Raw genomic sequence first — 25,822 nt, forward strand, 5'->3', positions numbered from 1 at the left:
CGCTCTGCTTTGGTATAAATTCTTGCTGTTAGGCCGTTACCTTAGGCGTAGAATCCTGCGTCTGAATAAATTCTAAATCAGGCTTCGACTGATCGTCGACCGTTACCCGCCCCCGTTCTTTACGAACAATGCGCGAGAACAACGAAATTTCCTGATCGAACAGAAAACGGAAAAACAAGCGAACATACGATGTATGGTATTTTAGGGTGTCGTAGTATTCAGGGGCCGTTTTTTTGATCTCAGGTAGTTTATTCCAGGGAATAGACGGGAAATCGTGGTGTTCATTATGAAAACCAACGTTCAGATTCACGCCATTCAACTGGCCATAATAGCTATAGGTTTCCTGTTCTGGATCGAGTGTTAAGTAATGCTCCTGAATCCAGCGGGCGCCCAGCGGGTGCAGACCCACCGAGAAAAACAGGCAAAGCAGCAGAAACGCCAGCGACTGCCAACCAAAGAACGTTACAATCAGGGCATCGAACGCCAGTTGGACAACAATATTTAGGGCTACCCATTTATCGATAACAGCCAGCTCACGGCAACGAATGGTACGAATCGCCTGAAAAATCGGAAAGAGTAATAGCCAGAATGCTTTGCCGATCGAATAATTATTGATAAGCCGGGCCTCATACCAGTCGGGCAAATCGGCATCCAGTTCATGAACACCCTGAAAAGCATGGTGCTTGATATGGAAGTTTTTGAATGATAGAGCCGTTGGTAAAACAGTTGGCAGATTTGCAAAAATGGCAGCCAACATATTAGCCGTTGGCTTACGGAATATCAAATTATGTGCTGCTTCGTGAATACAGACAAAGAGCGTATGCGCCGGAAAAGCGCCAATAAACCACGCAGTGGCTATAACTACCCACCACGACTGATCCCGAACCAGATAGGAGAGCCCGGTCATGAGGGTTACACAGCCCAGAATGACCCAGAATGTGGTAGGGTTTTTCTGACCAATTAACTTTTTGATTTCAGGATGGGCTTTCAGGATTTGCCGCGTACGGATACGATGCGGTTCAGAGGCATTAGAGCGGACAAAATCTGTTAATACTGCCATAGGTAAGTGTCGCCGGTACAATTCGGTGAATAACGAACGGTAAATTTAACACATTTTCCGATTCTATCAGTCTACTAATTCAAACGATATTGTTATCTACCTACTCGCTTGATGGCAAAATTTTCGTGAAGGTTCTACTACGCGGTTCTGGACGGTATTGGGGGGCAAAAAGTCCGGGTATCTTTCTGAAAGATGCGGACAAAATTGAACTATAATAAGCCGCAAATACCAGCTTATGCGTAAACCCTGGCAAGGCACTTCTGTTTGTTAGCTAATACAAAGAGCCAGACTTCCCTATTGAGCAGAAATCTGGCTCTTTGTTATACGAATCTGACTTGGTCAGTTCAGTATTGATCGATCGTTGGTTGTGTTTCTCCCTGAGGCAGTACATCTGCCTTTATTTGCTCAATTACACGCTCTGCCATTTGAGCTGCACCACGCAATGCTCCAAATATTATACAGAGGGGCAAAATAATAGGCAGGAAGAAAACCCACTGGAAAACCATGTACAAACGCAATTTTCTCATCGGTTCAATCATCAATTTTAGATTAAGTTAACGGTTTTTGATTTTAGTAAAAAGAAGAAGTTACTCAATAGGTCTGCTATCTGTTGATATTCAAAATTAAACTTGATTCAGTACAAAAACAAGCCTATTATTAAAATGTTTAATAAACCAGCAATGTTCCAAATCGCCTTTTTTTTAGCCTTCTTCTCAGTTTAGTCCTTTTTTTTTGAAGGTATCAATTTTGATGCCAAAAGAAAAACAACCATATGATTGATTGTCTGCTAATTAACAAAATAATAAGGACAATCTAACAAAGACCTCGAACAATTTAACCTATTCCTGAAACTACCCCTTACAATTTACCCACAAATGGTTACAAATAGCAAGTGTCATTAAACAATAGAGGCCGGGAAAGTCGAAACTTACCCGGCCTCCGTAAAGTATTACTCGTTAATTTATTTCAGCGTTGCAACGGCATCCTTAATCCGCTGAATGGCTTCGGCCAGAGCCTCATCTGAGGCCGCCGTTGAGATACGGAGACAGTTTGGTGCGCCAAAACCCGAACCGGCAACTGTTGCTACATAAGCCGTATTTAACAACCACATAGCAAAGTCGTCGGAATTATTGATTGCCGTGGTTCCATCCGATTTACCAAAATAGAAGCTGATGTCGGGGAAAGCGTAGAATGCACCCTCGGGGACATTTGTACGGAAACCTGGGACTTCTTTCAACAGTTTCACAACCAGATCGCGACGGCGGTGATATGCTTTCGCCATTTCCATAGAAGGTTCTAAGGAGCCATTCAGAGCCGCTACAGCTGCTTTCTGCGCAATTGAGTTAGTTCCTGATGTAACTTGCCCCTGAAGTTTTTCAACCCCATCGGCAATCCATTTAGCCGCGCCAATATAGCCAATACGCCAGCCGGTCATGGCATAGCCTTTTGCAACTCCGTTTACTGTAATTACGCGTTCGGCAATTTCCGGAATCGAACCAATACTAAAATGGCCTTCTGGGGTAAAATTGATATATTCGTAGATTTCGTCGGCCAGCACATAGACATTTTCGTGGCGAGCCACCACGTCGGCAATAGCCCGAAGCTCGGCTTCTGAATAGATCGAGCCGGTTGGGTTATTGGGCGATGCATACATCACAATTTTGGTCCGATCGGTGATGGCCGCTTCGAACTGCTCGGGTGTTACTTTAAAGTTATTTTCAAACGACCCATCGACAACAACAGCTTTACCGTCGGCCAATTTGACCATTTCGGAATAGCTAACCCAATACGGCGAAAAAATGATCACTTCGTCGCCGGGGTTGATCAATACCTGAATAACGTTGGCCAGCGAGTGCTTGGCGCCAGTTGAAACAACAATATTTTCAGGTTTCCAGTCAATATTATTATCGCGCTTGAACTTATCAGCAATCGCTTTACGAAGATCAGGATAACCGGCAACGGGCGAATAACCGTGGAAACCATCGTCGATGGCTTTCTTAGCTGCTTCGCAAATGTGTAGAGGTGTTTTAAAATCCGGCTCTCCGACGCTCAGGCTGATAACTTTATGGCCCTGAGCGGCCAATTCACGTGCTTTTTTGGTCATCCCCAGCGTGGATGATTCCTCCAGCGCGTTGATGCGGTCGGCTAACAAACTCACGGTGTCAAGCGTGGCAGACATAATCGGTGATTATTTTTGAGAAAATTATAACAAACTGACTGCAAAGGTACTATGTTTTCAGCGGAGGGCCGTTATTTTTCAGAAATTAAAAATTACGACTTCGCTTTCATCTTCACATACTGCCAGTAGCTCCCGTGATGTTTTTTGCAGAACCGGATGCTCGAAATTGGGAGCAATTTCTGCCAGAGGCACCAGGGTAAACCGCCGTTGGTGTAAATAGGGATGAGGAATTGTCAGTGATTTAGTCAGTACAATTTCCTGGTCGTAATACAGAATATCAATATCAATTAACCGCGCCCCCCACTTTTCGAACCGCACCCGGCCTAATTGCTGCTCAATAGCCTGCGTCTGTTCGAGCAGGGCGTCCGGCTTCAAATCGGTTTCAACAGCAATTACCTGATTCACATAGGCAGGCTGATCTGTAACACCCCAGGGGGCTGTTTCATACCAACTCGATTGCTGAGTAACGGAACCTACCCGTTCAGCAATTAAGCCTACGGCTCGTTGTAGTGTTTGAATACGGTTGCCAAGGTTAGCACCAAGAAGAAGGAATGTTTTCAACGAGTGAACAAGTGAACGAGTGAAAGAGCGAAAGAGACACCGATCAACATCTGTATCGCTCTTACACTCTCTCGCCCTTATACTACTTAGTAGTCTTTAATTACTTTAATATCGTAATATGCCTTAATTTCTGCCTCAGTGGGTGTTTTGGCAGGGCGAACAAGCCGGAAGCCAACAAACGAAGCCGATGTCAGCCACCAATCCGATTTGGGGCTCTGCGGATCAAGTACTTTCCAGGCCGGGGCAGAAGGAGTCCGGGCTGCCGACCGAAGCACTTCAGGTCCATCGTCCCACGAACCGCCCCGCACAGAGTTGGGATATAGCATGGTAGTTGGGGCATATGGCTCTTTTACTTTTCCGCTGGCAACCTGCTGATAATAGTCTTCGATGTACTGGTCTTGTGTCCATTCCATCACATTGCCATGCATATCGTAGAGGCCAAATGGATTGGGCTTTTTAGTGCCGACTTTCTTATAGCCACCACCACTATTGCCATTGAAAACGGCATAGTCGCCAAGCTGTTTCACATCGGCCCCGAATGAATAAGGGGTAGTGGTTTTGGCGCGGCAGGCATATTCCCATTCTGCTTCGGTAGGCAACCGGTAGAAAACACCCGTTTTGGCATATAACCATGCACAAAACTTAATAGCGGCATACTGGGTCATATTGATAGCGGGGTAGCCTTCCCTACCCATTCCAAACGACATATCGACATAGGGAGGGCTTGGCCGCGTTGTGGCATCGGTTTTAGCCAGATTGGCATCCGTTTGAGTGTATTTAGCCGCCATTTCCTTTTCCATATTGGTAAACGCAAACAGATCGTAGAGATCCCAGGTTACTTCATATTTACCCATGTAGAAAGGTTCGATCTGGACTTTATGCTGTGGCCCTTCGTCAGGTTTATGGCCTTTTTCGGCAGCAGGGCTACCCATCATGAAGGAGCCTCCCGGAATAGCAACCATTGCATAAACCTGATTACTGCCCGGAATAACCTGCGTATATGATTTAAAATCAGTGGTGGTTTGTGCTGAGGTACTTATTGCTGCACTAACGACAATAGTAACGGCTGCGCTGAGATGTTTTAGATACATTATTAGTTTATAAGGAAAGGATTTACGTTGCGGTGTAAAAGTACAAACGATTGGTTTGTTGTACCTTTGTCTGCAAACAGTTTTATTTCTGTATAGCCTGTATCGATAATGACAATAAAGCTAATCAAAGCAAAGCGGCTACGAAAGCGGAAATTGCAGAACAACTTCAGCAGTTGAAGTCTACTAAAGGATTAAACGTTCAAAAATATGCAGGTAAATTAAAGTGGGGCAAGATGTGCTCACCTACCAGCGAAAATTAAGGAATGAGTAGTCCTACAGGCTTATTTGTGGATATCGTTTGTCACAGGCGGCAATGCAGTTGAGCGCATTCCCTAATTAGATCTGATCCTTCTGCCTCCTCGCTAAAAGAATCGGAGAATCGTATACTTCATGAATTACCTCTCAGCAGAAAACTTAACAAAATCATACGGCGACCGCATGTTGTTCCGCAACCTCACATTTGGAGTGAACCGGGGCGATAAGGTTGCGATTGTTGGTGCCAACGGTTCTGGTAAAACAACATTACTTTCTATTCTGGCCGGGGCAATTCCCCCCGATTCGGGTATTGTTAGTCATCGCAAAGACATTACAATCGGTTATCTTGATCAGCAACCCGACCTCAACGATGCGCTGACCGTCATGGAAGTTGTGCTGGCGGGCGAAAGTGCTCCACTTGAAGCCGTTCGGGCCTATGAATATGCTCTTGCGCACGACGACCATGCGGCTCTGGAACGGGCTATGGTCGATATGGAAAAGCTGGAAGCCTGGGATTATGAAGCCCAAATCCGGCAAATTCTGGGGGAGTTAGGTATTCAGAACGTTGAACAACAGGTCGGGTCATTGTCGGGCGGGCAACGCAAACGGGTAGCTCTGGCGCGGGTGCTGATTCAAAATCCCGACCTGCTCATTCTCGACGAACCAACCAACCATCTTGATCTGGAAGCTATCGAGTATCTCGAAAATTTCCTGAACACTAATAATGGCACGTTGCTGATGGTATCGCACGACCGTTATTTTCTGGATCGGGTTTGCAATCAGATTGCCGAGCTGGATGGTGGCCAGCTTTATACGTATAAAGGCAATTACGCGTATTTTCTGGAAAAGAAAGATGAGCGCGAAACAGCCGCAGCGTCAGAGCTGGCAAAAGATCGGAACACATTCCGGCGGGAACTGGAGTGGATGCGTCGGCAGCCGAAAGCGCGGGGCACTAAAGCACAATATCGAATCGACGCTTTCGAAGAACTGAAAGAAAAAACTAGTGGCCGACGTAATGATGGTGAATTAGATCTGAATCTGCGAACTTCCCGGTTAGGCAGTAAAATTCTGGAAGTCGAGAATCTGAGCAAGCGCTTTGGCGAAAAGGTTCTGCTCGATCATTTTACGTATACTTTCAAACGATTCGACCGGGTTGGACTGATCGGCAAAAATGGCATGGGTAAAACTACGCTGATGAATATGCTGACGGGTCAATTACGTCCCGATTCGGGTAAGATTACAACAGGTGGAACGGTCAAATTTGGCTATTATACCCAAAACGAACTGGATCTACCCGAAAGCCAGCGCGTTATTGACGTAGTGCAGGAAGTAGCCGAAGTTATGAAACTGGCGAATGGCGACACGGTTACGGCCAGCCAGTTACTTAGCCGATTTTTATTCGACCGGTCGAAACAGTACGACTACGTAGCTAAGCTTAGCGGTGGCGAAAAGCGTCGGTTACAGCTCTTGCTGGTATTGGTACAAAACCCAAACTTTCTGATTCTGGATGAGCCGACCAATGATCTCGACATCACAACGCTCAATGTGCTGGAGGATTTTCTGCTGAATTTTTCGGGCTGCGTTCTTATTGTTACGCACGATCGTTATTTCATGGATCGGCTCGTCGAACACGTTTTTGTGATGGAGGGTGCAGGCAAAATCCGCGATTTTCCGGGCAACTACACCGACTACCGCGAATGGCGTGATTCTCAGCCGAAACAATCTTCACAAAATGATAAACCTGTTCTGGCTGCCAGCAAGAACCAAACAACCGAATCGGCGGTTTCTTCGGGAGTTAACAACGCGGGTAATACAAAGAAGAAGCTGTCTTTTAAGGAAATTCGGGAGTACGAAACCCTCGAAAAAGAAATTGAGTCGCTCGAGCAACGGAAAGCCGAAGTTATTGGTCTTCTCAATACCGGTGGTCATCACGAACAGTTAACGGCCTGGGCGCGCGAAATCGAAGAACTCGATCAAACGATTGCCGAAAAATCGGACCGCTGGCTCGAGCTGGCAGAATATATGTAATATTGACTGATTGACTGATTGACTGATTGAATTGCTGCTGCTTCATATTTATTACGATTGCAATTCAATCAGTCAATCAGTCTGTCACTCAATCATTAACTATGAATCAGATTATTGATTTCTTTCAGTATCTCCTAAATTCAGAAGAAATCATCCGAACGGGTGGTTTAGTGCTGATTACGCTGATTATTTTCGTGGAGAATGGTATCATCTTTGGCTTTTTTCTGCCGGGGGATTATTTGCTGTTTCTATCAGGCGTATTTGCAGGCACGAAGATACTGGATGTTCCACTCTGGCTTCTGCTCTTATGTATCTTTGGCGCGGCTGTGTTTGGCTCGCTAACGGGCTATCTGACGGGTTACTATTTCGGTGCCCGAATCAAAAACCGGCCCGATTCGCTGTTTTTTAAACAAAAATACATCGACGATACGCGCGAGGCTTTTGTTCGTTACGGCAACGGCGCGCTGATTGTGGCAAGGTTTCTGCCCGTTGTTCGAACGTTCGCTCCTATTCTGGCCGGACTAATCCATATGCCTTCCCGGTTCTTTATCCTTTACAACATAATCGGAGCTTCTATCTGGGTACTGGTTCTGGTTGGTGGTGGTTTCTACTTCGGTGAACGATTCCCATGGATTATCAACTACGTTCACTGGATCATTATTTTCTTCCTCGCTATCACGACTTATACCGTTATTCGGGGATACCTGAATGCACGACGCGAGAAACGAGCGGAGAAGGTGTAACGGTTTATGGTTGCTCCGCCCATTTAGGTTCTCAACAAGCAGCGCAACCATAAACTATAAACCAACTCCTTAATTCCGCAGCGGCTTACCGCCTGTCAGCAAGCTTTGAATGCGCTCCAGCGTTTTCTTTTCGCCCGTCAGCGACAGGAATGCTTCGCGCTCCAGGTCGAGCAGATACTGCTCCGACACGGTTTGGGGCGTACTCAAATCGCCACCGCAAATCACATAAGCCAGTTTATCGGCAATTTTTGCGTCGTGCTCCGAAATATAATTGCCCATCCGCATGGCCGTAATACCGGCTTTGAACAGCGCAATGCCCGTTTTTCCCTGTACCTTAATGTCCGTACGTGGCTTAGGCTGCGTATAGCCATTTTCGGCGAGTTCAATGGCGGCCTGTTTCGCTTCGGATAACAGACGGCTTCGGTTCAGCACAATCTGATCGGTTGAGCGCAAATAGTTCATCTCGCGGGCTTCCTGTGCCGATGTCGACACCTTAGCCGTAGCGATGTTCATGAATATATTCTGCAAAATATTCAATTCCGGATCACCCGATTGGTAAAGATCCGATGCGCGGGCAGCCATTTCTTTGGTGCCACCGCCAGCCGGAATCAAACCAACGCCAACCTCAACCAGACCAATGTAGCTTTCGGCATGAGCAACGGCCCGATCGGAGTGCAATACAGCTTCGCAACCGCCCCCAAGCGTCAGCGTATGTGGTGCTACCACAACCGGAATGGATGAATAACGTAGACGCGTGATGAGTTTTTGAAACTGTGCAATCATTAGATTCACCTCATCGAACTCCTGCTCTACGGCAAACATAAACAAGGTACCCAGGTTAGCCCCGGCCGAAAATGCTTCGGTTGAATCGTTACCAACAATCAGTCCACGAAAGTCTTTTTCGGCCAGTGAAATGCCTTTCATCAACGCTTCCGACACTTCGGGGCCGAAGGTGTTCATTTTACTGCGGAACTCAACGTTCAGAATACCATCGCCCAGATCCACTATGTTTGCCCCCGAATTTTTCCAGACGATACTGTTGCTTAAATTTTCCAGTATCGTAAAGGCTTCGGTTCCAGGGATCGCCTTATAGCTCTTCGTCGGGATGTCGTAATACTTACGCTTACCCCCTTCCACTTTATAGAAAGAGTCAAAACCAGCCGCCAGCATATCATAAACCCACTGAGCTGGTTTCTGGCCGAACGATTCGATCAGTTCGACCCCTTTTTTAACACCAATAGCATCCCAGGTTTCGAACAGCCCCATCTGCCAGCCAAAACCCGCCGTAATAGCGGCATCGATGCGGTACAGCTCGTCCGATATTTCGGGGATACGGTAGGTAGCGTAGCGAAATCCATCGGCAAACGTCCGGCGGTAAAACTCACCGGCCTTGTCTTTTCCGGCAATCAATACCGGAAACCGTTTTTTCAGATTGTCAATCGCTTTCGTGCTTTCGAGCGTGGCAAACTTAACCTTCTGCGACGGCTTATACTCGAAGGTGTTCAGGTCCAGCGCCAGAATCAGTGTTTGCCCGTTTTCGTCTTTCGTTTTCTTATAATACCCCTGACCCGTTTTATCGCCCAGCCACTTATTCTCCATCAGTTTCTGCACCGATGAAGGCAGTTCGAACGAAGCCCGCGACTCGTCGTGCTCCATTTTAACCAGATTACTGGCCACATTGACGGTTGTATCCAGACCAACCACATCCGATAGCCGGAATGTACCGGATTTGGGGCGGCCTACCACGGGTCCCGTCAGTTTATCGACCTCTTCAACGGTTAGCCCCAGTTCTTCAGCTACCCGAATAGTTTGAATCAGCGACTGAATACCAAGCCGGTTTGCAATGAAGCCGGGCGTATCTTTACACAAAACGGTGGTTTTCCCCAAATACAGATCACCGTAGTTCATCAGGAAATCGACAACCGACGGATCGGTATCAGGACCAGGAATAATTTCAAGCAACCGCAGGTAGCGGGGCGGATTGAAGAAGTGCGTACCACAGAAGTTCAGACGAAAATCCTCGCTCCGGCCTTCGGTCAACAGATGCATCGGAATACCCGATGTATTCGACGTAATCAGCGTTCCGGGCTTGCGAAACTGTTCGACCCGCTCATAGACTGACCGCTTGATGTCCAGCCGTTCCACTACCACCTCAATGATCCAGTCGTAGGTAGCAATTTCTTTCAGATTATCGTCGAAATTGCCCAGTTTGATCCGATCGGCAAACTTAGGGCTGTAGAGCGATGCCGGGCTTGCCTTAAGCATGGCCTGGAACGAATCGTTGACGATCCGGTTGCGCACAGCGGGGCTATCGGTTGTGAGGCCCTTCGCTTTTTCGGCGTCGTTCGGTTCTCTTGGCACAATATCCAGCAGGAGCACATCGACACCAATGTTGGCAAAGTGAGCGGCAATGCGCGAGCCCATAATGCCTGAGCCCAGGACGGCTACGCGCCGGATCGTACGGTTTTTTGTCTGTGGTTTGGGTTTTTCCAGGGTTGCTTCCATGGTTTTGCAATAACGGAAACACAGTTTAGTCTGCGTTCCGGTCTTTTAGTTTAAGTAACTCGTCAACATCACCAAGATCTTTTGGCCAACCTGCGGCCTATTGTGATTACGGCCATGTGCGTCAGAACAGGTTAATCCAGTGGCAACTCTTCGGTTTCGGCGGCTTTGATTTTTGCATTTTCGTCTTCGACCATCCGGTTTATTTCCTTGATCACATCGAAGAAAACAACCAACTTATCGAGCGGAATTTTTTCGCGAATCATGTTATTGAACTGGATAACGCCTTCGCGCGCCATTTCGCGCTTAATCTTCCCTTCGTCGGTAAGATAGATACGGACAAACCGCTTATCGTTTCCATCAACTTCGCGCCGGATCAGGCCCCGTTCTTCCAGATTTTTTAGCATTCGAACCAACGAGCGCGGTTCCATTCCCAGCAAGGGGCCAATTTTAGTAGCCGGTGTCCCTTCGTCCAGATCAATGTTGAGTAATACATACCCAATCGCCATTGTGATGTCGAAACGGGCTGCGTAGGCGTTATACATGCGCGAAATTGCATGCCAGGCCCACTTTATATGAAAGTCTACTGTCTTCTCCTTCTTCATAGTAGATGTCGCACAATCCAATTTATGGATGTAAATCTACTATTTTTTTTGAAATTAGTATGCATGCATAATGTTTGACCGGGATTTGTGGGATTTATTGGACTGACTTTGATTTTGAGCTATAAAAGCGCTTCAAAGAAGCGAAATTCAACAAAATCAAAGTCAGTCCAATAAATCCCACAAATCCCGGTTCTATTCGGCTACCAACTTATCGATCAGTCGGTTAAACTCTTCAACGTACTGATCATAATATTTACCAGTGCCGGGGCCGGAGAAGCCCGTATGAATGTGGCGAACCTGTCCTTTTTTGTCAATAATGATTGTAGTAGGGAAAGCGACAACCGCATTCAGATCGGGTAAGGCTTTAGAAGCCTGCGCTTTATCGTTTGTGCCAGCCAGCATGACTGGATAATCGATCTTAAAACGTTGCTTCATTCGTTCGATTTTTGGGCCGGATATTGCCATTTCGGGCGATCGCTCAAAGGCAAGGCCCACAATTTCGATACCCCGCTGTTTGTTCCGCTTATACCACGGACTCAGAAAGTTGGTTTCGTCCATGCAGTTTGGGCACCAGGAGCCCATAATTTGCACGATTGTGACTTTGTTTTTGAAGCGAGAATCGTTTAGCGAAACCATATTTCCATTTGGTTCGGGAAACGAGACAGCCAGCGTTTTCGCGCCCGGTTTCAGGTAGGTAAGCGAAGCCGGATCGGGCAGGTCGGCTTTCGGATCGAACGTAGCTACCCATGATTCGTAGCCCGAGATGCCAGCCCACAAACCGCCAGTAAGGGTTTTTGTCGTCGGATTGTGCTTTGCCTTAAATAGATAGACATGCGATCCATCGAAGCAGGACAGAAACAGGCTGTCGCCATCAACGTTACCATCCAGATAGCGATAATCGCCGGTTGGCGTCAGAAATGTACCTGCCAGATGATTCCCCTGCTGGTCAAATATACCTACCGCATTCACCGTATCGACTTTGCCCGATTTCGAATCAAATTGGGTTGCCCATTTACCACTTACATTGCTGGTAGGTGCTTTATCGCTCACGTTAAACCGATATTTCACACCATACTGGGCTTCAAACGGTAGCGACTGTACCTGCTGCCCAACCCGGCGCCGACGCCAGAAGCCACGGAGCATATTATCCTCTATCTTTGCAATTAATTCCGAATCGAAGAGTGCCATTGGTATACGAATCGAATCGCCCTCAACCGTAGCGGGGTCCATAGGCAGCCGTTCATTACCATTGATTGCTAAAACCGAATAGGTCCTGGCGTCGCCCGGAGCGGGCCGAATGTCTAACCCAAAGGGCAATTCGCCACCGGGTGTTTTCAGAGCGGCTCGATAGATACCAGGTTTAACGGTTGCCGAAGTTGATTGCCCTGAGCAGGCCGACGGTAATGTAAATAGTACAATGGCTGCGATAGGAAGGATTTTTTTCATGTTTTTACAATTCAGGATGCCGATTGAAGCTACCATACAGGACATTACCTCAAATATACTTATAACGTCCACTAAATGAGCATCAATGTCATCCATAACGACCACGCTGAGTGGTTAGTTTCTGAATGAGTACTTACCACGAACCTGTTTTATTACAAGCCTGCATTGAAGGGCTAGGTCTGCAACCCGGCGGCACCTATGTTGACGTTACGTTTGGCGGAGGAGGGCACAGCCGGGAAATTCTTCGTCAGCTCGAAGGGGGTCGACTGTTTGGTTTCGATCAGGATGCCGATGCCCGCGCCAATGCACAGGCGATTGGCGATTCGCGGCTAACGTTTGTAGCCTCGAACTTCCGAAACCTGAAGCGGTATCTGCGTCTGTACAAAGCCGAACAGGTCGATGGGATTCTGGCCGATCTGGGCATTTCGTCGCATCAGATCGACACGCCCGAACGTGGCTTTTCGACCCGGTTCGAGGCTGACCTCGATATGCGCATGAATCAGCAGGCCGAACGTACAGCCCGAGAGGTGGTCAATGAATATTCAGAAGCCGACCTGCACCGAATTCTGGGCATGTACGGCGAAATTACCAATGCCCGAACAGCGGCCAGTGCTATTGTCTCGGCCCGATCGAATCGACCGCTCAATACGATTAATGACCTCAAAGCGGCCTTACAACGATATGCGCCCCGAGGCAAGGAAAATAAATACTTTGCGCAGGTTTTCCAGGCACTTCGAATTGAAGTAAACGAAGAGCTTCAGGCGCTGGAAGAGTTTTTAGAGCAGGTGCCCGAAGTACTGAAACCGGGTGGACGGCTGGTCGTTATGTCGTATCACTCGCTGGAAGACCGGCTGGTAAAAAACTTTATTAACAAAGGCAAATTTCAGGGCGAGGTCGAGAAAGATTTATACGGAAACGAACTGAAGCCACTACGGGCCATTACCCGAAAACCAATTGAGGCTACACCCGACGAAATTGCCCGCAACCCACGCGCCCGAAGCGCCAAACTGCGCATTGCCGAGAAATTATAAGGCTAACTCTCATCAGGAGCAGATAATCAACCCATAAGGAATCCTGGTAAGAATAAACCGTTACAAAATTTACCAACAAGCGATATATTTGGCGGTTTGATAGTTGGCCATTCGTCAATAGTCATTGGCCATTCGATTATTTCTCTACTGTTTCGTAATGACAGTTGACAAATGACCTGTAGTTTTAGCAATTCATCTAATTTCTGTTTACCGTAACTTGCTATGTTGGCAAAAACCTTCGGCGCGGCCGTTTATGGCGTCAATGCCAGTCTGATCACCATCGAAGTAGTGGTCGCACAGGGTTTGCATTTTCATCTGGTTGGTTTACCCGATAGTGCCGTTAAAGAAAGCGAACAACGTGTAGAAGCTTCGTTAAAGTTTTTCGGCTACCGAATGCCACGCCAGAAAGTGGTCGTTAACCTTGCCCCTGCCGACATTCGGAAAGAAGGGTCGGCTTATGATTTGCCCATTGCATTGTGCGTACTACAGGCATCCGAACAAATTACAACCCAGCGCAATCTTGACGATTATGTGATCATGGGCGAACTGGCCCTTGATGGTACCCTTAGGCCGATAAAAGGGGTATTACCCATTGCTATCGAAGCCCGAAAACGTGGTTATAAAGGCTTTATTCTTCCTACAGAAAACACACAGGAAGCGGCAATAGTCAATAATCTGGATGTGATCGGGGTTTCGACCATGCAGGAAGCCGTCGAGTTTTTTGACGGCAAGAAAGACATCGAACCGGTCGTGAGCGACACACGCGATCTGTTTATGAGCCAGCTTAATAGCTATGAGGTCGATTTTTCGCATGTTCAGGGTCAGGAAAACATCAAGCGGGCTATGGAAATTGCGGCTGCCGGTGGTCATAATGTGATTATGATTGGCCCACCAGGAGCCGGAAAAACGATGCTTGCCAAGCGTTTACCCAGTATTCTGCCACCGTTGACCTTACAGGAAGCATTAGAGACAACCAAGATTCATTCGGTTGCCGGAAAGCTCGGAAGCCGGGCTACTCTGATTGCCAATCGGCCCTACAGATCCCCTCATCACACAATTTCCGATGCCGCGCTGGTTGGTGGTGGTAGTTTTCCGCAGCCGGGAGAAATCTCATTGGCACATAATGGCGTACTTTTTCTCGATGAACTACCAGAATTCAAACGGTCGGCGCTGGAAGTGATGCGGCAACCCCTCGAAGACCGTAAAGTTAGTATTTCCAGAGCCAAGTGGGCGGTCGAATTTCCGGCCAGTTTTATGCTCATTGCCAGCATGAATCCCTGTCCCTGCGGGTATTATAATCATCCCGAAAAAGAATGTGTTTGCGGACCAGGCGTCGTGCAGAAATACCTCGCCAAAGTAAGTGGTCCGCTCCTCGACCGAATTGACCTGCACGTTGAAGTCACGCCGGTTTCGTTCGATCAGATGACCGCCAACCGGCCCGCCGAGTCGAGCGAAGTAATTCGGGAACGGGTCATGAAAGCCCGCGCCTTACAAACAGACCGCTTTGCCGAAAACCCGGGTATTTATAGCAACGCCATGATGCCTTCGCAGATGGTCAAAGAGATTTGTGTCATAAGCGATGCGGGACGGGCTCTGCTCCGAACAGCCATGGAACGACTCGGCCTATCGGCCCGTGCCTACGATCGTATTCTGAAAGTGTCGCGAACCATCGCCGATCTGGCCGGAACCGACGAAATTCGGATCGAACATCTGGCCGAAGCCATTCAGTACCGCAGCCTCGACCGCGAGAATTGGGCAGGGTAATCAGCCAAAAACGATATAATCAGTAGGTGGGTACCTGTTCCTGCTCACCAGCCTGAAAGTTAGCGAAATGCTTACGTCTGTTTTTTTGTACTGCGCAATTTTGAAACCGCGCCAAAGCTTGGTTGAAAAATCATGTAATACAAATCGACACTACGCATTGCCGATGAGCCTTCTAGTGTTTGTCCGCGATTGCATCGCGGACGAGCTGTGTCTACTCCTGCTCTAGCTTTTTCTGCAACGTTTCCAGCTCCACTTTTCTGGATACGTAAAAGCGATGCTCCCATCCACTCGCCCAGTTGACCAGTAGGAAGAAAATAACCAGAGCGACCGCGATCCACAGGGACTTGCCACCATCCACCATCCCAGCCACAACCAGTAGCGCAATAGGAAACGTATTCCAGCGCATCAGTTGAGAGAGCCGGACCTGATAGGTTGTCATCGCAATGGCATGGTCCAACTCGCCAAACAATGACCGGTCGAACCGATTTTCTCGGTGTAGTCTACGAATTCGACTTACCAGAACGGCCACAGCCGTAATCAGCATCCAGCCTGCCAATAGGTACATAAATAGATTAGTACCCGACTTAGATGCATTAAGACCAACTACTAAACAGCCAGCCCCAGCATTTACTCCTATCAAGAGTAGCTCGGTAAAATTGGTAATATGACCGGCTTTTGCCTTTTTCGTATGAATGCGGTTGTGCAGCGCATCTTCGTTAATCATGTACATGGGTTGTTGATTTTGTGAGTCCCAGATTTTTTGCAATTCGTCAAATTCCATGCGTAGTCAGTTGTTTTGATTTAGCGATCAGTTGCTTCTTGATGCGGTTAATTTTTACGCCCACGTTCGACTCAGTGATACCCAGCATGGTGGCCATTTCTTTATAGCTAAATCCATCGAGCAGCAGCAACGTAAGGGAGCGGTCTATTTCGTCTAGTTTATAAATCGCTTCGTAGAGCCAGGCAAGACGCTCATCGGGTGGCACTTTATGTTCCTGCAAGAGAGCCTGAACATTCTCCAGCGATTCGCGTTTTGTCTGGTATTTTCGTTCTTTGCTTACCCATTTAATGGCCGTGTTGAGTGCGATACGATAAATCCAGGTGTTCACCGACGACTCTTCCCGAAAAACCGGAATCGAATGCCAGACCTGAATTGTAATCTCCTGAAACAGATCGTCCTGATCCATCGCAGCCGAAGCATAGGCCCGTACCACTTTAAAAATCTGCACCTTATGTTGCCGAAGCCACTGGTTGAACGTATGGTTCTGCTCTGATTCCGTCATAGCCTCATCGGTTTATGCTAATTAGTACCCGACAGGGTTTAATTTCTTACAGGAAGAGGGGAAAAACATAAAAAATACACCGACCAAAAACAAACAGCGCGAAGCCGGAAGACTTCGCGCTGTTTGTTTTTGCCGGATGCTCACCGCTCGTCTGCGATTACATCGCGGATGAGCCAGCAATGTGAACGAGCGGACTCGAAAATCGTTCTACCGCTTTTTCTTACTCGAAAAATTGCGGTTAAACGATGGCTTACCGGTTTTTTCTTTTTTCGGACTACCCAACAGTTTATCGGCCAGGTCGGGACGATTGAGTTTGTTCAGGCGGTTCCGAATCCAGTCTTTGTATTCGGGTTTATACCAGAAGAAATAGCGGTTTTGTGCCTGCTTTTCGTCCCGCGTTTTGGCCGTTTTGACCGGCTTCAGCGTATACGGATGCACGCCGGAGTAATAAATAACTTCGGCCACGGTCATGGGTGTTGGCGTAAAATCCTGCACCTGTTCGAGCTGGAAACCCATGTCTTTGGTTTCGGCCGCCAGATTGGCCATATCCTGTTCTTCACAGCCAGGGTGCGACGAAATGAAGTACGGAATCAGGGGTTGCTTGAGGTTGTGCTTCTCCTGAATCTGGTCGTATTTTTTCTTGAACAGTTTGAAGTACTTGAACGACGGTTTCCGCATAATCCGCAACGTATCGTCGGCGGTATGCTCAGGGGCCACTTTCAACCGGCCCGATACGTGGCGCGTGGTCAGTTGCTCCATGTATTCGTCGTGGTTGCCGTCTTCGTTGTTTTTGTTGAAATCATCGACCAGCAAATCGTATCGCACCCCCGAACCCACAAACGCTTTCTTGATTTTCGGATTCGCATCGACCTTGCGGTATAACTCTGTTAATGGTTTGTGCGAGGTATCGAGGTTCGAGCAAATAACCGGATGAATGCAGCTTGGGCTCTGGCACCGGGCGCAGATCGACTCGTCTTTACCCTTCATCTTATACATATTGGCCGACGGGCCACCCAAATCCGAAATATACCCCTTAAATTCTGGGTGCTTTGTAATTTCGTCTACTTCTTTCAGCACCGACTTTTCACTGCGCGAGGCAATAAACTTGCCCTGGTGAGCCGAAATGGTGCAGAAACTACAGCCGCCAAAACAACCCCGGTGCATATTGACCGAAAACTTGATCATGTCGTAGGCCGGAATTGGTCCCCGTTTTTTGTATTTCGGGTGGGGCATTCGGGTATAGGGCAGGTCGAACGACTTGTCGATTTCAGTCTCGTCCATCGTTTTGAACGGTGGATTGATCACTAATACCTGATCGCCAACTTTCTGCGTAATCCGGTTAGCCTGCCACTTATTGGACTCAACTTCGACAATCTTAAAGTTGGCTGCGTATTTGATTTTATCGGTCAGGCACTCTTCATGGCTCGCCAGCGCAACCGTATTCCAATTGTTATAATCGCGGAGTTCGGTACTGGCATCGTGCATGAACGCCACCTGATTGATGTTCCGCATGGACGAAAACGGTACATTTTTTCGAACCAGTTTCAGAATTTCACGCAGCGGTTGTTCGCCCATACCATATACCAGCATATCGGCACCCGAATCGACCAGGATCGACGGCATCAGCTTATCCTGCCAGTAATCGTAGTGGGTTACCCGACGTAGCGACGCTTCGATACCACCGAGCAGCACCGGGACATCAGGATACAGCGTTTTCAGGATATTGGAGTACACAATAGTCGCGTAGTCGGGTCGGAAACCCGCTTCGCCACCGGGCGTGTACGAATCGTTGGAGCGTAGGCGTTTGTTGGCCGTATAGTGATTCACCATCGAATCCATACAACCAGCCGTTACCCCAAAGAAATATTTTGGGCGACCATATTTTTTAAAATCGCGCAGATCGTCTTTCCAGTTGGGTTGGGCAATAATGGCTACGCGAAAGCCTTCGCTCTCCATGATCCGACCAATAACGGCCGTTCCGAAAGCCGGATGGTCAACATAGGCGTCCCCCGACACCAGCACAATATCCACTTCATCCCAGCCTCTTTTCTCAACTTCCTGTTTCGTCAGAGGCAACCAATCGGTAAGGGGTCTTTCGAGCATAAATACGTGAGCTAATCTTTCTGAAAACCACCGAACAAGGGAAATGATTCAATCGAAACGGCTCGTTGGCGATTATATCCACTGCTCCGCTGCTCGTCCGCGATACAATCGCGGACGAGCACTTTTCACCGAAATTGCGTATTATCGTCTCTTCTAAACCGAAAACAACCATGAAGAACGCTCCCGGACGCCGTCAGTTTCTAACAACCGTTACCAAAGCCGTTGGCACGTCGTTCCTGATCAATACGCCTTTTTTAACTCAAGCCAATGCGCGAACCACAGCCACATTTACCGTTGGTCAGGTGATGGACCTGATCTTGAAAACGATTCCGGGCGCTCCATTTCCAAAAACCGTCGATACCCTAAAATCGGGCAGTCCTTCGCAGACCGTTACGGGCATTGTGTCGACCATGTTTACGACCGTGGAAGTGATCGAAAAAACCATTGCTGCCGGGGCCAACTTCATCATCGCTCATGAACCAACATTCTACAACCACCTTGACGAAACCGACTGGCTTAGCAACGATCCTGTCTTTAAACATAAACACGACTTACTGACCCAAAATAATATTGCCGTCTGGCGGTTCCACGACTACTGGCATTCGCATCGGCCCGATGGCATTCGGGCCGGGATGTTGTCGGCACTGGGTTGGGAGAAGAATGTAGATCCCGAAAACCCACAGGTGTTGCTTCTGCCAACAACAACCGTAGGTCAGATTATTGCCCATGCTAAGCAAAAATTGGGTATTAAGCAGTTACGGCTGGTAGGCGATATTTCGCAGAAATGTCAGCGTGTTTTGCTGTTGCCGGGCGCTGCGGGTGGTCGAAATCAGATTATGGCCATCGAAAAAACCAAACCCGATGTTGTGCTTCTGGGAGAAGCCAGCGAATGGGAAACTCCTGAATATATCCGGGATGCGCGTCAGCAGGGCCAAATGATTTCACTGGTTGTGCTGGGGCATATCATGAGCGAAGCCGCTGGTATGGAATGGCTGGTTTCGTGGCTAAAGCCGAAGGTTCCCGGTGTAAAGGTCAGCTATATTCCATCGGGCAACCCGTTTAGTTATGAATGAAATTAAGTAGTCACAAAGAAGACGTCGAGAGCAAAAAGTTGTGTACGTCGTGGTTTCACAGTATCCAAGCCTACCGAATTAACTCTGCAAAATCTGTTTTCAGTTGTTTGATATAGTGCTGATAAACAAAATCATCGGCCGACAGCATGCGGGTTCGCTGAAGCCAGGGCTGATTCACAATCGTGTTCGTATATCGATGCATCAGCAAGTCAACCTGACTTAACGCCTTTATCAGATCAAAATGCAAATTCGAGTTGATACTGACAACTTTCTGGGTTGCTACCTGCCCTTCGCTGGGAGGAATTCGCTGATAATCGACGGATAGTGTACGATCAAATAACTCGTTATCGCCATACACAATCCGGCCGTTCACGATAGTACAACGCACCGAACGGTCGTCCTGCGTATGCAAAGCGGTCAGGGCTGGCTGCTTTGCCGATTGTTTCTGTAGAATAAAAAAATCGGCATTGTAGCCCGGTCGGATAGCCCCCGTTTTCAGACTCCCTAATGCATTGGCCGGATTCTGTGTCATCATGGCCAGTAAGTCGGCATCAGGAATCGATAAGGATAAGGCATCACAAAAATGACGGGCAAACTTGAATTCGTCCCAAACATGCTTGCTGCCACTCGGAGCCCAGTCTGACCCCAGACAAACGTTGATGCCATGATCCAGTAAGGTTTTAACAGGAATCGTATCACGATATAAAATCAGATTCGACACTGGTGACCAAACCACGCTGATGTGGTTATCGCGCAGGAAATCGAGCGTGTCCTGGTCCGAATAATCCAATCCGCAGGCATGAGTCAGTGTCAGGTTCGCCGTTTTAATAAACCGGGCATTGCTAAGTTGCGAAAGTGCCCGCCGAAACTCTTTAAATTCCCGGCGACTAAATCCATCGGGATTCCCCTGCTGAAGGTAGCCCGAGCGGCCCTCGGCAATATGGGCAATACAGGCATAATAGCGACTGTTTCCTTCCTGAACCGAATTCAGGAAATCGGCAAGACCAGGATGGTGCATCATGGGCCAGTTGCTCGTATCAGCATTAGCCTGCGCAGGTGCCGAGGGCACATCGAAATTGGGGGCCGGCCGTACGAAATCGACTACTGAAAACACTTTCTGCGTTTGCGGAATGCCCAATTCGCCCGGATCAGTGGTGTCGCGGATAATAAAGTTGGGCAGCTTGCCGTCGTCTTCCAGCCTGATTGTTTGCTGAACAAGTGTAGTGCCACCAGCCACTGCCTGTAGCTCTGTAACAATACCATGTAGTTTCAGAACCTCACGCATGGCCGTAGCGCGTTCGGCTTTGGTTAAGGGGGGCCAATTGTCGGCGGCTGGCGCCCGAAGCACCGATTCGATGAACTCGAACGATTCCTGCTTCCAGCCCGCATCGATGTATTCCTTGAAATTTTTTATATCCCGAATATACTGATCGTTGTTTCGCCACTGAAACCGGTTGCTCCAGACGGCCGGACTCCGCCAGATCGGAAATACGTTGTATTCCGAATGAACGTGTAAATTGATTAGCCCTGGAAAAACAACTTCCTCGTCAGCTAGTTCCAGCAAAATCAAATCGGGCAAATCGAAAGGCCCCTTACCGTTCTGGATCTCAACGATTCGACCGTTTCGAACCAGAATTGACTTGAGCGATTCTTGCCCCTGAGCATCAACTACGTTTCCAATTATACATAACGGGCGACCAGAGGACGTAAACATCGGCGTAGTTGTTGATTGACGAGCAGCACGTTGGCAGATTGCCTAAAAATACGAAGACAGTGCTTAATGCGCTAATCGATTGGCCAATAAGAAAGCATCTATAAGCTCAATCAGAATTATTTTTCGTATAAATTGCTTCAGCCTACACTATTTTCTTCTTAAATCCGACTATGAGTATATGGAGCAGAAATCAATTCCAACATTATACGAATGGGCTGGTGGCAATGAGCGTCTGGAGCAGCTAACCGCCCTGTTTTATGGTAAGGTTTTCCAGGATGAACTGCTGGAGCCTGTCTTTCGGCATATGTCGGCTGAACATACCCGGCATGTAGCCCATTTCATTGGCGAAGTATTTGGTGGCCCACCTACCTACACCCAAACCGACCAGGGTAGCCATGCCGATATGGTGTCGCACCATGTAGGCAAGCACCTGACCGAACCCATGCGCAAACGCTGGATGGCTCTGCTGCTGGAAAGTGCCGATGAGCTGGGCGTACCCGACGATCCCGAATTTCGGTCGGCGCTGGTCGGGTATCTGGAATGGGGAAGCCGAATTGCCGTACTGAACTCAACCAGTGCCGAAAATCCTGTTCAGCCGGGCGAACCCATGCCCAAATGGGGTTGGGGCGTTCCGGGTGGGCCTTATCAGCCATCATAACTTACTGAACTACTACCGTCCGTTTCTGCGATGTATAGGCGCTGAAATGGCCCAATGCGCCACCCGACAAATTGGTTTGTGGGTTAGTAGGCGATGCACCCTGATTGATGTTATTGCCCTGCAATTTCATCAACCCATTGAAGTAATCGTACGAAGTTTTTGACAAACACTGCATATCGACCGTAATGGTGTCGCCGGGGTTGATCTCAACATCATCGACAATCGTTTGCCGGACCAGATTCCCATTCGTGGCAACATCGGACCGAACAAACACATTGTTGGACTGCAATCGATTGGCAACCAGGACCCATCGGTAGTAATTATCTACACTAGCCGGGTCCTGATAAACAGCCACCATTTGCGTTACTGTTTTCAGCCGTTTTACCGATTCGTAGGTTAATTGATCGAAATTCACCCTGGCAGGCATGGTTGAGGTAGCCGTGTAGGTGTTGCCGTCGGCCTGAACCGTCAATGTGTACTGATGTTCCGAGATGCCTTTTAACTGCTGAATGCTGTATACCCCCGGATAGGTTTGGGTGAGAACTTCGGTTTGGTTTGTCGTTTCGTCACGCACGGTAACGGTGGCGTCGGTAACAGGCGGAAAGTCATTTTTCAATTGAAAGTCAACCGCTTTCGTCACCAGAATTTCGTTACCGGTTGAGTCATCAGTCAGTTTTCCTTCAATAACGATCTGATCACCAACATCCTTCAGGTCTAGCTGAATTGTATCGATGCAGGAGGTGAGACCGAACAGTATAATGAGTGAATGAGCAATTGAGTGAATACGAGAATAAGTACCGCGACGGATATTCATCGGTTTTCTGTTTACCATCAGAATTTGAAGTTATAGGTTACGTAGGGCACATATTTGAATAGCGTGACGCGCTGCACTTCCGTGACCGATGGATCGTCGGTGCTTTGCTCGAAGTTGATTGCATATGGATTCGCCCGTCCGTAGGCATTGTAAAGCCCAAAAGCCAGATCAGCCTCAAAGTTTCGTCGTTTTTTGAACTGCACTGTAGCGCCCAGATCGAGCCGGTGATAGGCGGGCATTCGGTAGCCGTTGCGTTCAGTATAGTTGAAAAATACGGTGCCGTCGATGCGGTATTTACCCGTCGGGAAACTAACCGCATTACCCGTATTGTAGACCCAGGTTCCCGACAATGTCCATTTGGGCGACAGTTTATAGATGCCCACCACCGAAACATCGTGTGTGCGGTCCTGTTTGGCCGGGTACCACGAGTTGTTGTTGATACCCTTAATCTGCTTTTCGGTGCGCGACAGGGTGTAACCAATCCAACCGGTAAGCAGGCCGGTTTTCTTACGGAATAAAAATTCGGCCCCGTAGGCTCGTCCTTTGCCAAAGAGCAACTGCGTTTCCAGATTGTCGCTATACGTAAAATCGGCACCGTTTTTATAGTCGATCTGGTTTTGCATGGCTTTGTAATAGATTTCCGTACTGAACTCGTAGGCGTTGTCGTATAGATTTTTGAAAAAGCCTAACGCGACCTGATCGGCAAGTTCGGGCCGAACAATATTGCTGCTTTGAATCCAGCGATCGTTGGGCGTCGATGCGTTGGATGTCGACAGCAGGTGCAGATTCTGGACATTGCGCGTATACGACGCTTTTATCGACATATCGGGCCGGATCACATAGGCCATCGATAGTCGGGGTTCGGCATTAAAATAGTGTTGAACAACCTGATTTTTGGCGTATTTCAACGTATCGACAATGTTCTGACTGGCATCCAGCGTATAGTAATTACTGCCGCCCATTACGGCAAACGACGTCAGGCGTATTCCGTATTCAACAGTAAATTTCTCCACTGGCTGCCATTTGTTGGTAACGTAAATCGCGCTTTCGTACGACCTACGATCAGGGTCGTGGGTGTTGTTGATACTCGAATTCTCACCGGTGGCCGTGCGAGTGCGGGGCGTGATGCTGTGATGAATCACGTTGACACCGAAGCGCATGGCGTTTTTCGGATTCGGGAAATAGCTAAACTCCTGCTTGAGATTAATGTCGTTAATCGACGATTTGAGGCTGAACTGATTGCTGCCATTGGCTACCTCAACCTGATAATCATACTGACTGTAAATCAGCGACGTATTACCAAAGAGTTTGTTATTATAGAGGTGATTCCAGCGAAGCGTACCGGTTGCATTGCCCCAGTCGATGGCAAACAGATCGCCCAACCCAAACTTGTCGCGCCCGAAATAACCCGACAGATAGACCCGGTCTTTGTCAGAAATCGTATAGTTTAGTTTGGCATTGACATCGTAGAAATAAAGCGTGTTCTGATTGATGCTGAATTGTTAGACAGTTTCAGAAACGCATCGGCATAGGTCCGGCGGCCCGTCAGCAGAAACGAGCTTTTATCTTTCTGAATGGGACCCTCCAATGCCAGCCGACTCGAAATCAGGCCAATGCCACCACTGGCATGAAAATCCTGATTATTGCCGTCATTCATTTTCACATCCAGCACCGACGACAATCGGCCACCGTATTGGGCAGGCATCCCGCCCTTGTAGATGGCCAGGTCTTTAATGGCATCGGCATTGAAGGTCGAGAAAAAACCCAGTAGATGCGAGGCATTATAAACGGGTGCTTCGTCGAGCAGAATCAGGTTCTGGTCGCTGTTGCCACCCCGAACGTTGAAGCCACTGTTGCCTTCGCCCGCCGATTTGATGCCCGGTAGCAACTGCAACACCTTCAATGGGTCGCGTTCACCCATCAGCACCGGAATGTTTTTGATGTCTTTTACGGCTAGTTTTTCGACACCCATCGTCGGATTCGAAACGTTATCATTAGCCGCCGTTGTTTTAACTACCACTTCCTGAAGCGTTTGTGTCGATTCGGCCAGCACCAGATCGAGCCTTTGATTGGCGGTCAGATTCACAGGAATGGCCTGATCGGCAAAGCCCAGCAGTGAGGTTTGTAATGTATATTGCCCCTGCGGCAGTGTAAGCGAATAAAATCCATATTCGTTGCTGACCGTACCAACTGATGGCAGTTCGCGCACACGAATCGTAGCACCGATCATCAACTCGCCCGATTTGGCATCTTTTACCGTGCCGCTAATGGTGAATTTAGACTGTGCCATAACAACCTGCACCAGCATGTAGAAAATAATCGTAAGAAATCGTTTGTTCATTAGTTTATGATTGATACCCGGCCAAAACCAGTTGTATGAATAGAAGACTGTTGACAAATCGGTCAGCTCACGGAATCCTCTCACCCGCAACCACATAGCGTTCTTCTCCGTTTTCGGATATCAGTTTTTCGTAATACGTATTATTGATTTTGTAGTAGCGTTTGCCGCTAATCATAACCGTTTCGGTACCTGTGGGGAGTGTTGTCAAAAAGGCATCTTTAGGTATTTCCACAACCTCATAGACACTGGGTTGACGTTGGATGTAATACACTCCTCCAAAATAAAAGTATGGTCGGCCGCCAACAACCACACTAGTGTAGCCTGCGGGCAACATACGTACCTGCAACCCAACAGGTGGCGTTACGACAACATAGCCCCGACGATGCGGTCGATAATATACCCTACCATCATAGCGATACGAAACACCCCGATGAACCACAACAGTTGTGTTGCGAGGGGCAACCCGTACTACTGCCTGCGCGAATGAAGCAGATGAAATGCCAACATTAAGTGCCAATAGGATAACGAATCCAATAAATACTTCCTGCTTTTTTTTCATAGTTATAGCTTG

The 25,822-nt window shown here is 48.1% G+C and carries 22 protein-coding genes; 6 read left to right on the forward strand and 16 right to left on the reverse strand.

Going from position 1 to position 25,822, the window contains the following annotated elements; genetic code table 11:
* Window positions 1–28: 28 nt before the first annotated feature.
* The 5 genes from WBJ53_RS30180 to WBJ53_RS30200 all read right to left on the reverse strand — a co-directional run bounded on the left by WBJ53_RS30180 (window position 29) and on the right by WBJ53_RS30200 (window position 4,891).
* Window positions 29–1,060 (reverse strand): fatty acid desaturase, encoded by a 1,032-nt coding sequence (locus tag WBJ53_RS30180; RefSeq protein ID WP_338873298.1) that lies wholly within the window; start codon window positions 1,058–1,060, stop codon window positions 29–31.
* A 344-nt stretch (window positions 1,061–1,404) separates the two neighbouring features.
* Window positions 1,405–1,599: a hypothetical protein gene (locus tag WBJ53_RS30185; protein ID WP_338873300.1), complete on the reverse strand. Its 195-nt coding sequence runs from the start codon at window positions 1,597–1,599 to the stop codon at window positions 1,405–1,407.
* A 422-nt stretch (window positions 1,600–2,021) separates the two neighbouring features.
* Complete coding sequence (locus WBJ53_RS30190) at window positions 2,022–3,239, reverse strand: pyridoxal phosphate-dependent aminotransferase (protein ID WP_338873302.1); 1,218 nt, start codon at window positions 3,237–3,239, stop codon at window positions 2,022–2,024.
* Between the two features lie 78 nt (window positions 3,240–3,317).
* Window positions 3,318–3,800: a 2-amino-4-hydroxy-6-hydroxymethyldihydropteridine diphosphokinase gene (gene folK / locus WBJ53_RS30195; RefSeq protein ID WP_338873304.1), complete on the reverse strand. Its 483-nt coding sequence runs from the start codon at window positions 3,798–3,800 to the stop codon at window positions 3,318–3,320.
* 86 nt (window positions 3,801–3,886) lie between these two features.
* Window positions 3,887–4,891: a formylglycine-generating enzyme family protein gene (locus tag WBJ53_RS30200; RefSeq protein WP_338873306.1), complete on the reverse strand. Its 1,005-nt coding sequence runs from the start codon at window positions 4,889–4,891 to the stop codon at window positions 3,887–3,889.
* A gap of 390 nt (window positions 4,892–5,281) precedes the next feature.
* Between WBJ53_RS30200 and WBJ53_RS30205 the strand changes: the two genes are divergently transcribed.
* Both WBJ53_RS30205 and WBJ53_RS30210 read left to right on the forward strand, forming a co-directional pair.
* A complete protein-coding gene (locus WBJ53_RS30205) occupies window positions 5,282–7,174 on the forward strand; it encodes an ABC-F family ATP-binding cassette domain-containing protein (protein ID WP_338873308.1) in 1,893 nt (630 codons plus the stop codon).
* Window positions 7,175–7,275: 101 nt separating this feature from the next.
* Window positions 7,276–7,917: a VTT domain-containing protein gene (locus tag WBJ53_RS30210; RefSeq protein ID WP_338873310.1), complete on the forward strand. Its 642-nt coding sequence runs from the start codon at window positions 7,276–7,278 to the stop codon at window positions 7,915–7,917.
* A gap of 69 nt (window positions 7,918–7,986) precedes the next feature.
* Here WBJ53_RS30210 and WBJ53_RS30215 read toward each other — a convergent pair whose 3' ends face one another.
* The 3 genes from WBJ53_RS30215 to WBJ53_RS30225 form a co-directional block, all read right to left on the reverse strand.
* On the reverse strand, window positions 7,987–10,422 hold the full coding sequence (locus WBJ53_RS30215; protein ID WP_338873312.1) for a 3-hydroxyacyl-CoA dehydrogenase/enoyl-CoA hydratase family protein: 2,436 nt from the start codon (window positions 10,420–10,422) through the stop codon (window positions 7,987–7,989).
* Between the two features lie 131 nt (window positions 10,423–10,553).
* The gene (locus WBJ53_RS30220; RefSeq protein ID WP_338873314.1) at window positions 10,554–11,024 is read right to left on the reverse strand and encodes a MarR family transcriptional regulator; all 471 of its coding nucleotides are present in this window, start codon (window positions 11,022–11,024) and stop codon (window positions 10,554–10,556) included.
* 192 nt (window positions 11,025–11,216) lie between these two features.
* Entirely contained in the window at window positions 11,217–12,470 is a 1,254-nt protein-coding gene (locus WBJ53_RS30225) for a TlpA disulfide reductase family protein (RefSeq protein ID WP_338873316.1), read from the reverse strand.
* 125 nt (window positions 12,471–12,595) lie between these two features.
* Here WBJ53_RS30225 and rsmH point away from each other — a divergent pair, with 125 nt between their 5' ends.
* Window positions 12,596–13,501, forward strand: a complete 906-nt coding sequence (rsmH, locus tag WBJ53_RS30230) for a 16S rRNA (cytosine(1402)-N(4))-methyltransferase RsmH (protein WP_338873318.1) — start codon at window positions 12,596–12,598, stop codon at window positions 13,499–13,501.
* Between the two features lie 222 nt (window positions 13,502–13,723).
* Complete coding sequence (locus WBJ53_RS30235; protein WP_338873320.1) at window positions 13,724–15,265, forward strand: YifB family Mg chelatase-like AAA ATPase; 1,542 nt, start codon at window positions 13,724–13,726, stop codon at window positions 15,263–15,265.
* Between the two features lie 211 nt (window positions 15,266–15,476).
* On the opposite strand, the gene WBJ53_RS30240 is transcribed toward WBJ53_RS30235, so the two are convergent.
* From WBJ53_RS30240 to WBJ53_RS30250, 3 genes are all read right to left on the reverse strand, one after another.
* Entirely contained in the window at window positions 15,477–16,046 is a 570-nt protein-coding gene (locus WBJ53_RS30240; protein WP_338873322.1) for a hypothetical protein, read from the reverse strand.
* A complete protein-coding gene (locus WBJ53_RS30245) occupies window positions 16,036–16,548 on the reverse strand; it encodes an RNA polymerase sigma factor (RefSeq protein ID WP_338873324.1) in 513 nt (170 codons plus the stop codon). Before WBJ53_RS30245 ends, WBJ53_RS30240 begins: the two co-directional genes overlap by 11 nt.
* Window positions 16,549–16,755: 207 nt before the next feature.
* A complete protein-coding gene (locus WBJ53_RS30250; RefSeq protein ID WP_338873326.1) occupies window positions 16,756–18,651 on the reverse strand; it encodes a YgiQ family radical SAM protein in 1,896 nt (631 codons plus the stop codon).
* A gap of 170 nt (window positions 18,652–18,821) precedes the next feature.
* Here WBJ53_RS30250 and WBJ53_RS30255 point away from each other — a divergent pair, with 170 nt between their 5' ends.
* Window positions 18,822–19,724: a Nif3-like dinuclear metal center hexameric protein gene (locus WBJ53_RS30255; protein WP_338873328.1), complete on the forward strand. Its 903-nt coding sequence runs from the start codon at window positions 18,822–18,824 to the stop codon at window positions 19,722–19,724.
* A gap of 70 nt (window positions 19,725–19,794) precedes the next feature.
* Here WBJ53_RS30255 and WBJ53_RS30260 read toward each other — a convergent pair whose 3' ends face one another.
* Window positions 19,795–21,438 (reverse strand): amidohydrolase family protein, encoded by a 1,644-nt coding sequence (locus WBJ53_RS30260; protein WP_338873330.1) that lies wholly within the window; start codon window positions 21,436–21,438, stop codon window positions 19,795–19,797.
* Window positions 21,439–21,616: 178 nt separating this feature from the next.
* On the opposite strand from WBJ53_RS30260, the gene WBJ53_RS30265 reads away from it, so the two are divergent.
* A complete protein-coding gene (locus tag WBJ53_RS30265; RefSeq protein ID WP_338873332.1) occupies window positions 21,617–22,096 on the forward strand; it encodes a group II truncated hemoglobin in 480 nt (159 codons plus the stop codon).
* Window position 22,097: 1 nt separating this feature from the next.
* Here WBJ53_RS30265 and WBJ53_RS30270 read toward each other — a convergent pair whose 3' ends face one another.
* The 4 genes from WBJ53_RS30270 to WBJ53_RS30285 form a co-directional block, all read right to left on the reverse strand.
* Window positions 22,098–22,910, reverse strand: a complete 813-nt coding sequence (locus tag WBJ53_RS30270; protein ID WP_338873334.1) for a DUF4249 domain-containing protein — start codon at window positions 22,908–22,910, stop codon at window positions 22,098–22,100.
* A gap of 17 nt (window positions 22,911–22,927) precedes the next feature.
* The gene (locus WBJ53_RS30275) at window positions 22,928–24,292 is read right to left on the reverse strand and encodes a TonB-dependent receptor (RefSeq protein ID WP_338873336.1); all 1,365 of its coding nucleotides are present in this window, start codon (window positions 24,290–24,292) and stop codon (window positions 22,928–22,930) included.
* 65 nt (window positions 24,293–24,357) lie between these two features.
* Complete coding sequence (locus tag WBJ53_RS30280; protein WP_338873338.1) at window positions 24,358–25,251, reverse strand: TonB-dependent receptor; 894 nt, start codon at window positions 25,249–25,251, stop codon at window positions 24,358–24,360.
* A gap of 67 nt (window positions 25,252–25,318) precedes the next feature.
* Window positions 25,319–25,810: a DUF6515 family protein gene (locus tag WBJ53_RS30285; protein WP_338873340.1), complete on the reverse strand. Its 492-nt coding sequence runs from the start codon at window positions 25,808–25,810 to the stop codon at window positions 25,319–25,321.
* Between the last annotated feature and the right edge of the window lie 12 nt (window positions 25,811–25,822).

Origin of the sequence: Spirosoma sp. SC4-14 (genome assembly GCF_037201965.1) — a bacterium.
Lineage (GTDB): Bacteria > Bacteroidota > Bacteroidia > Cytophagales > Spirosomataceae > Spirosoma.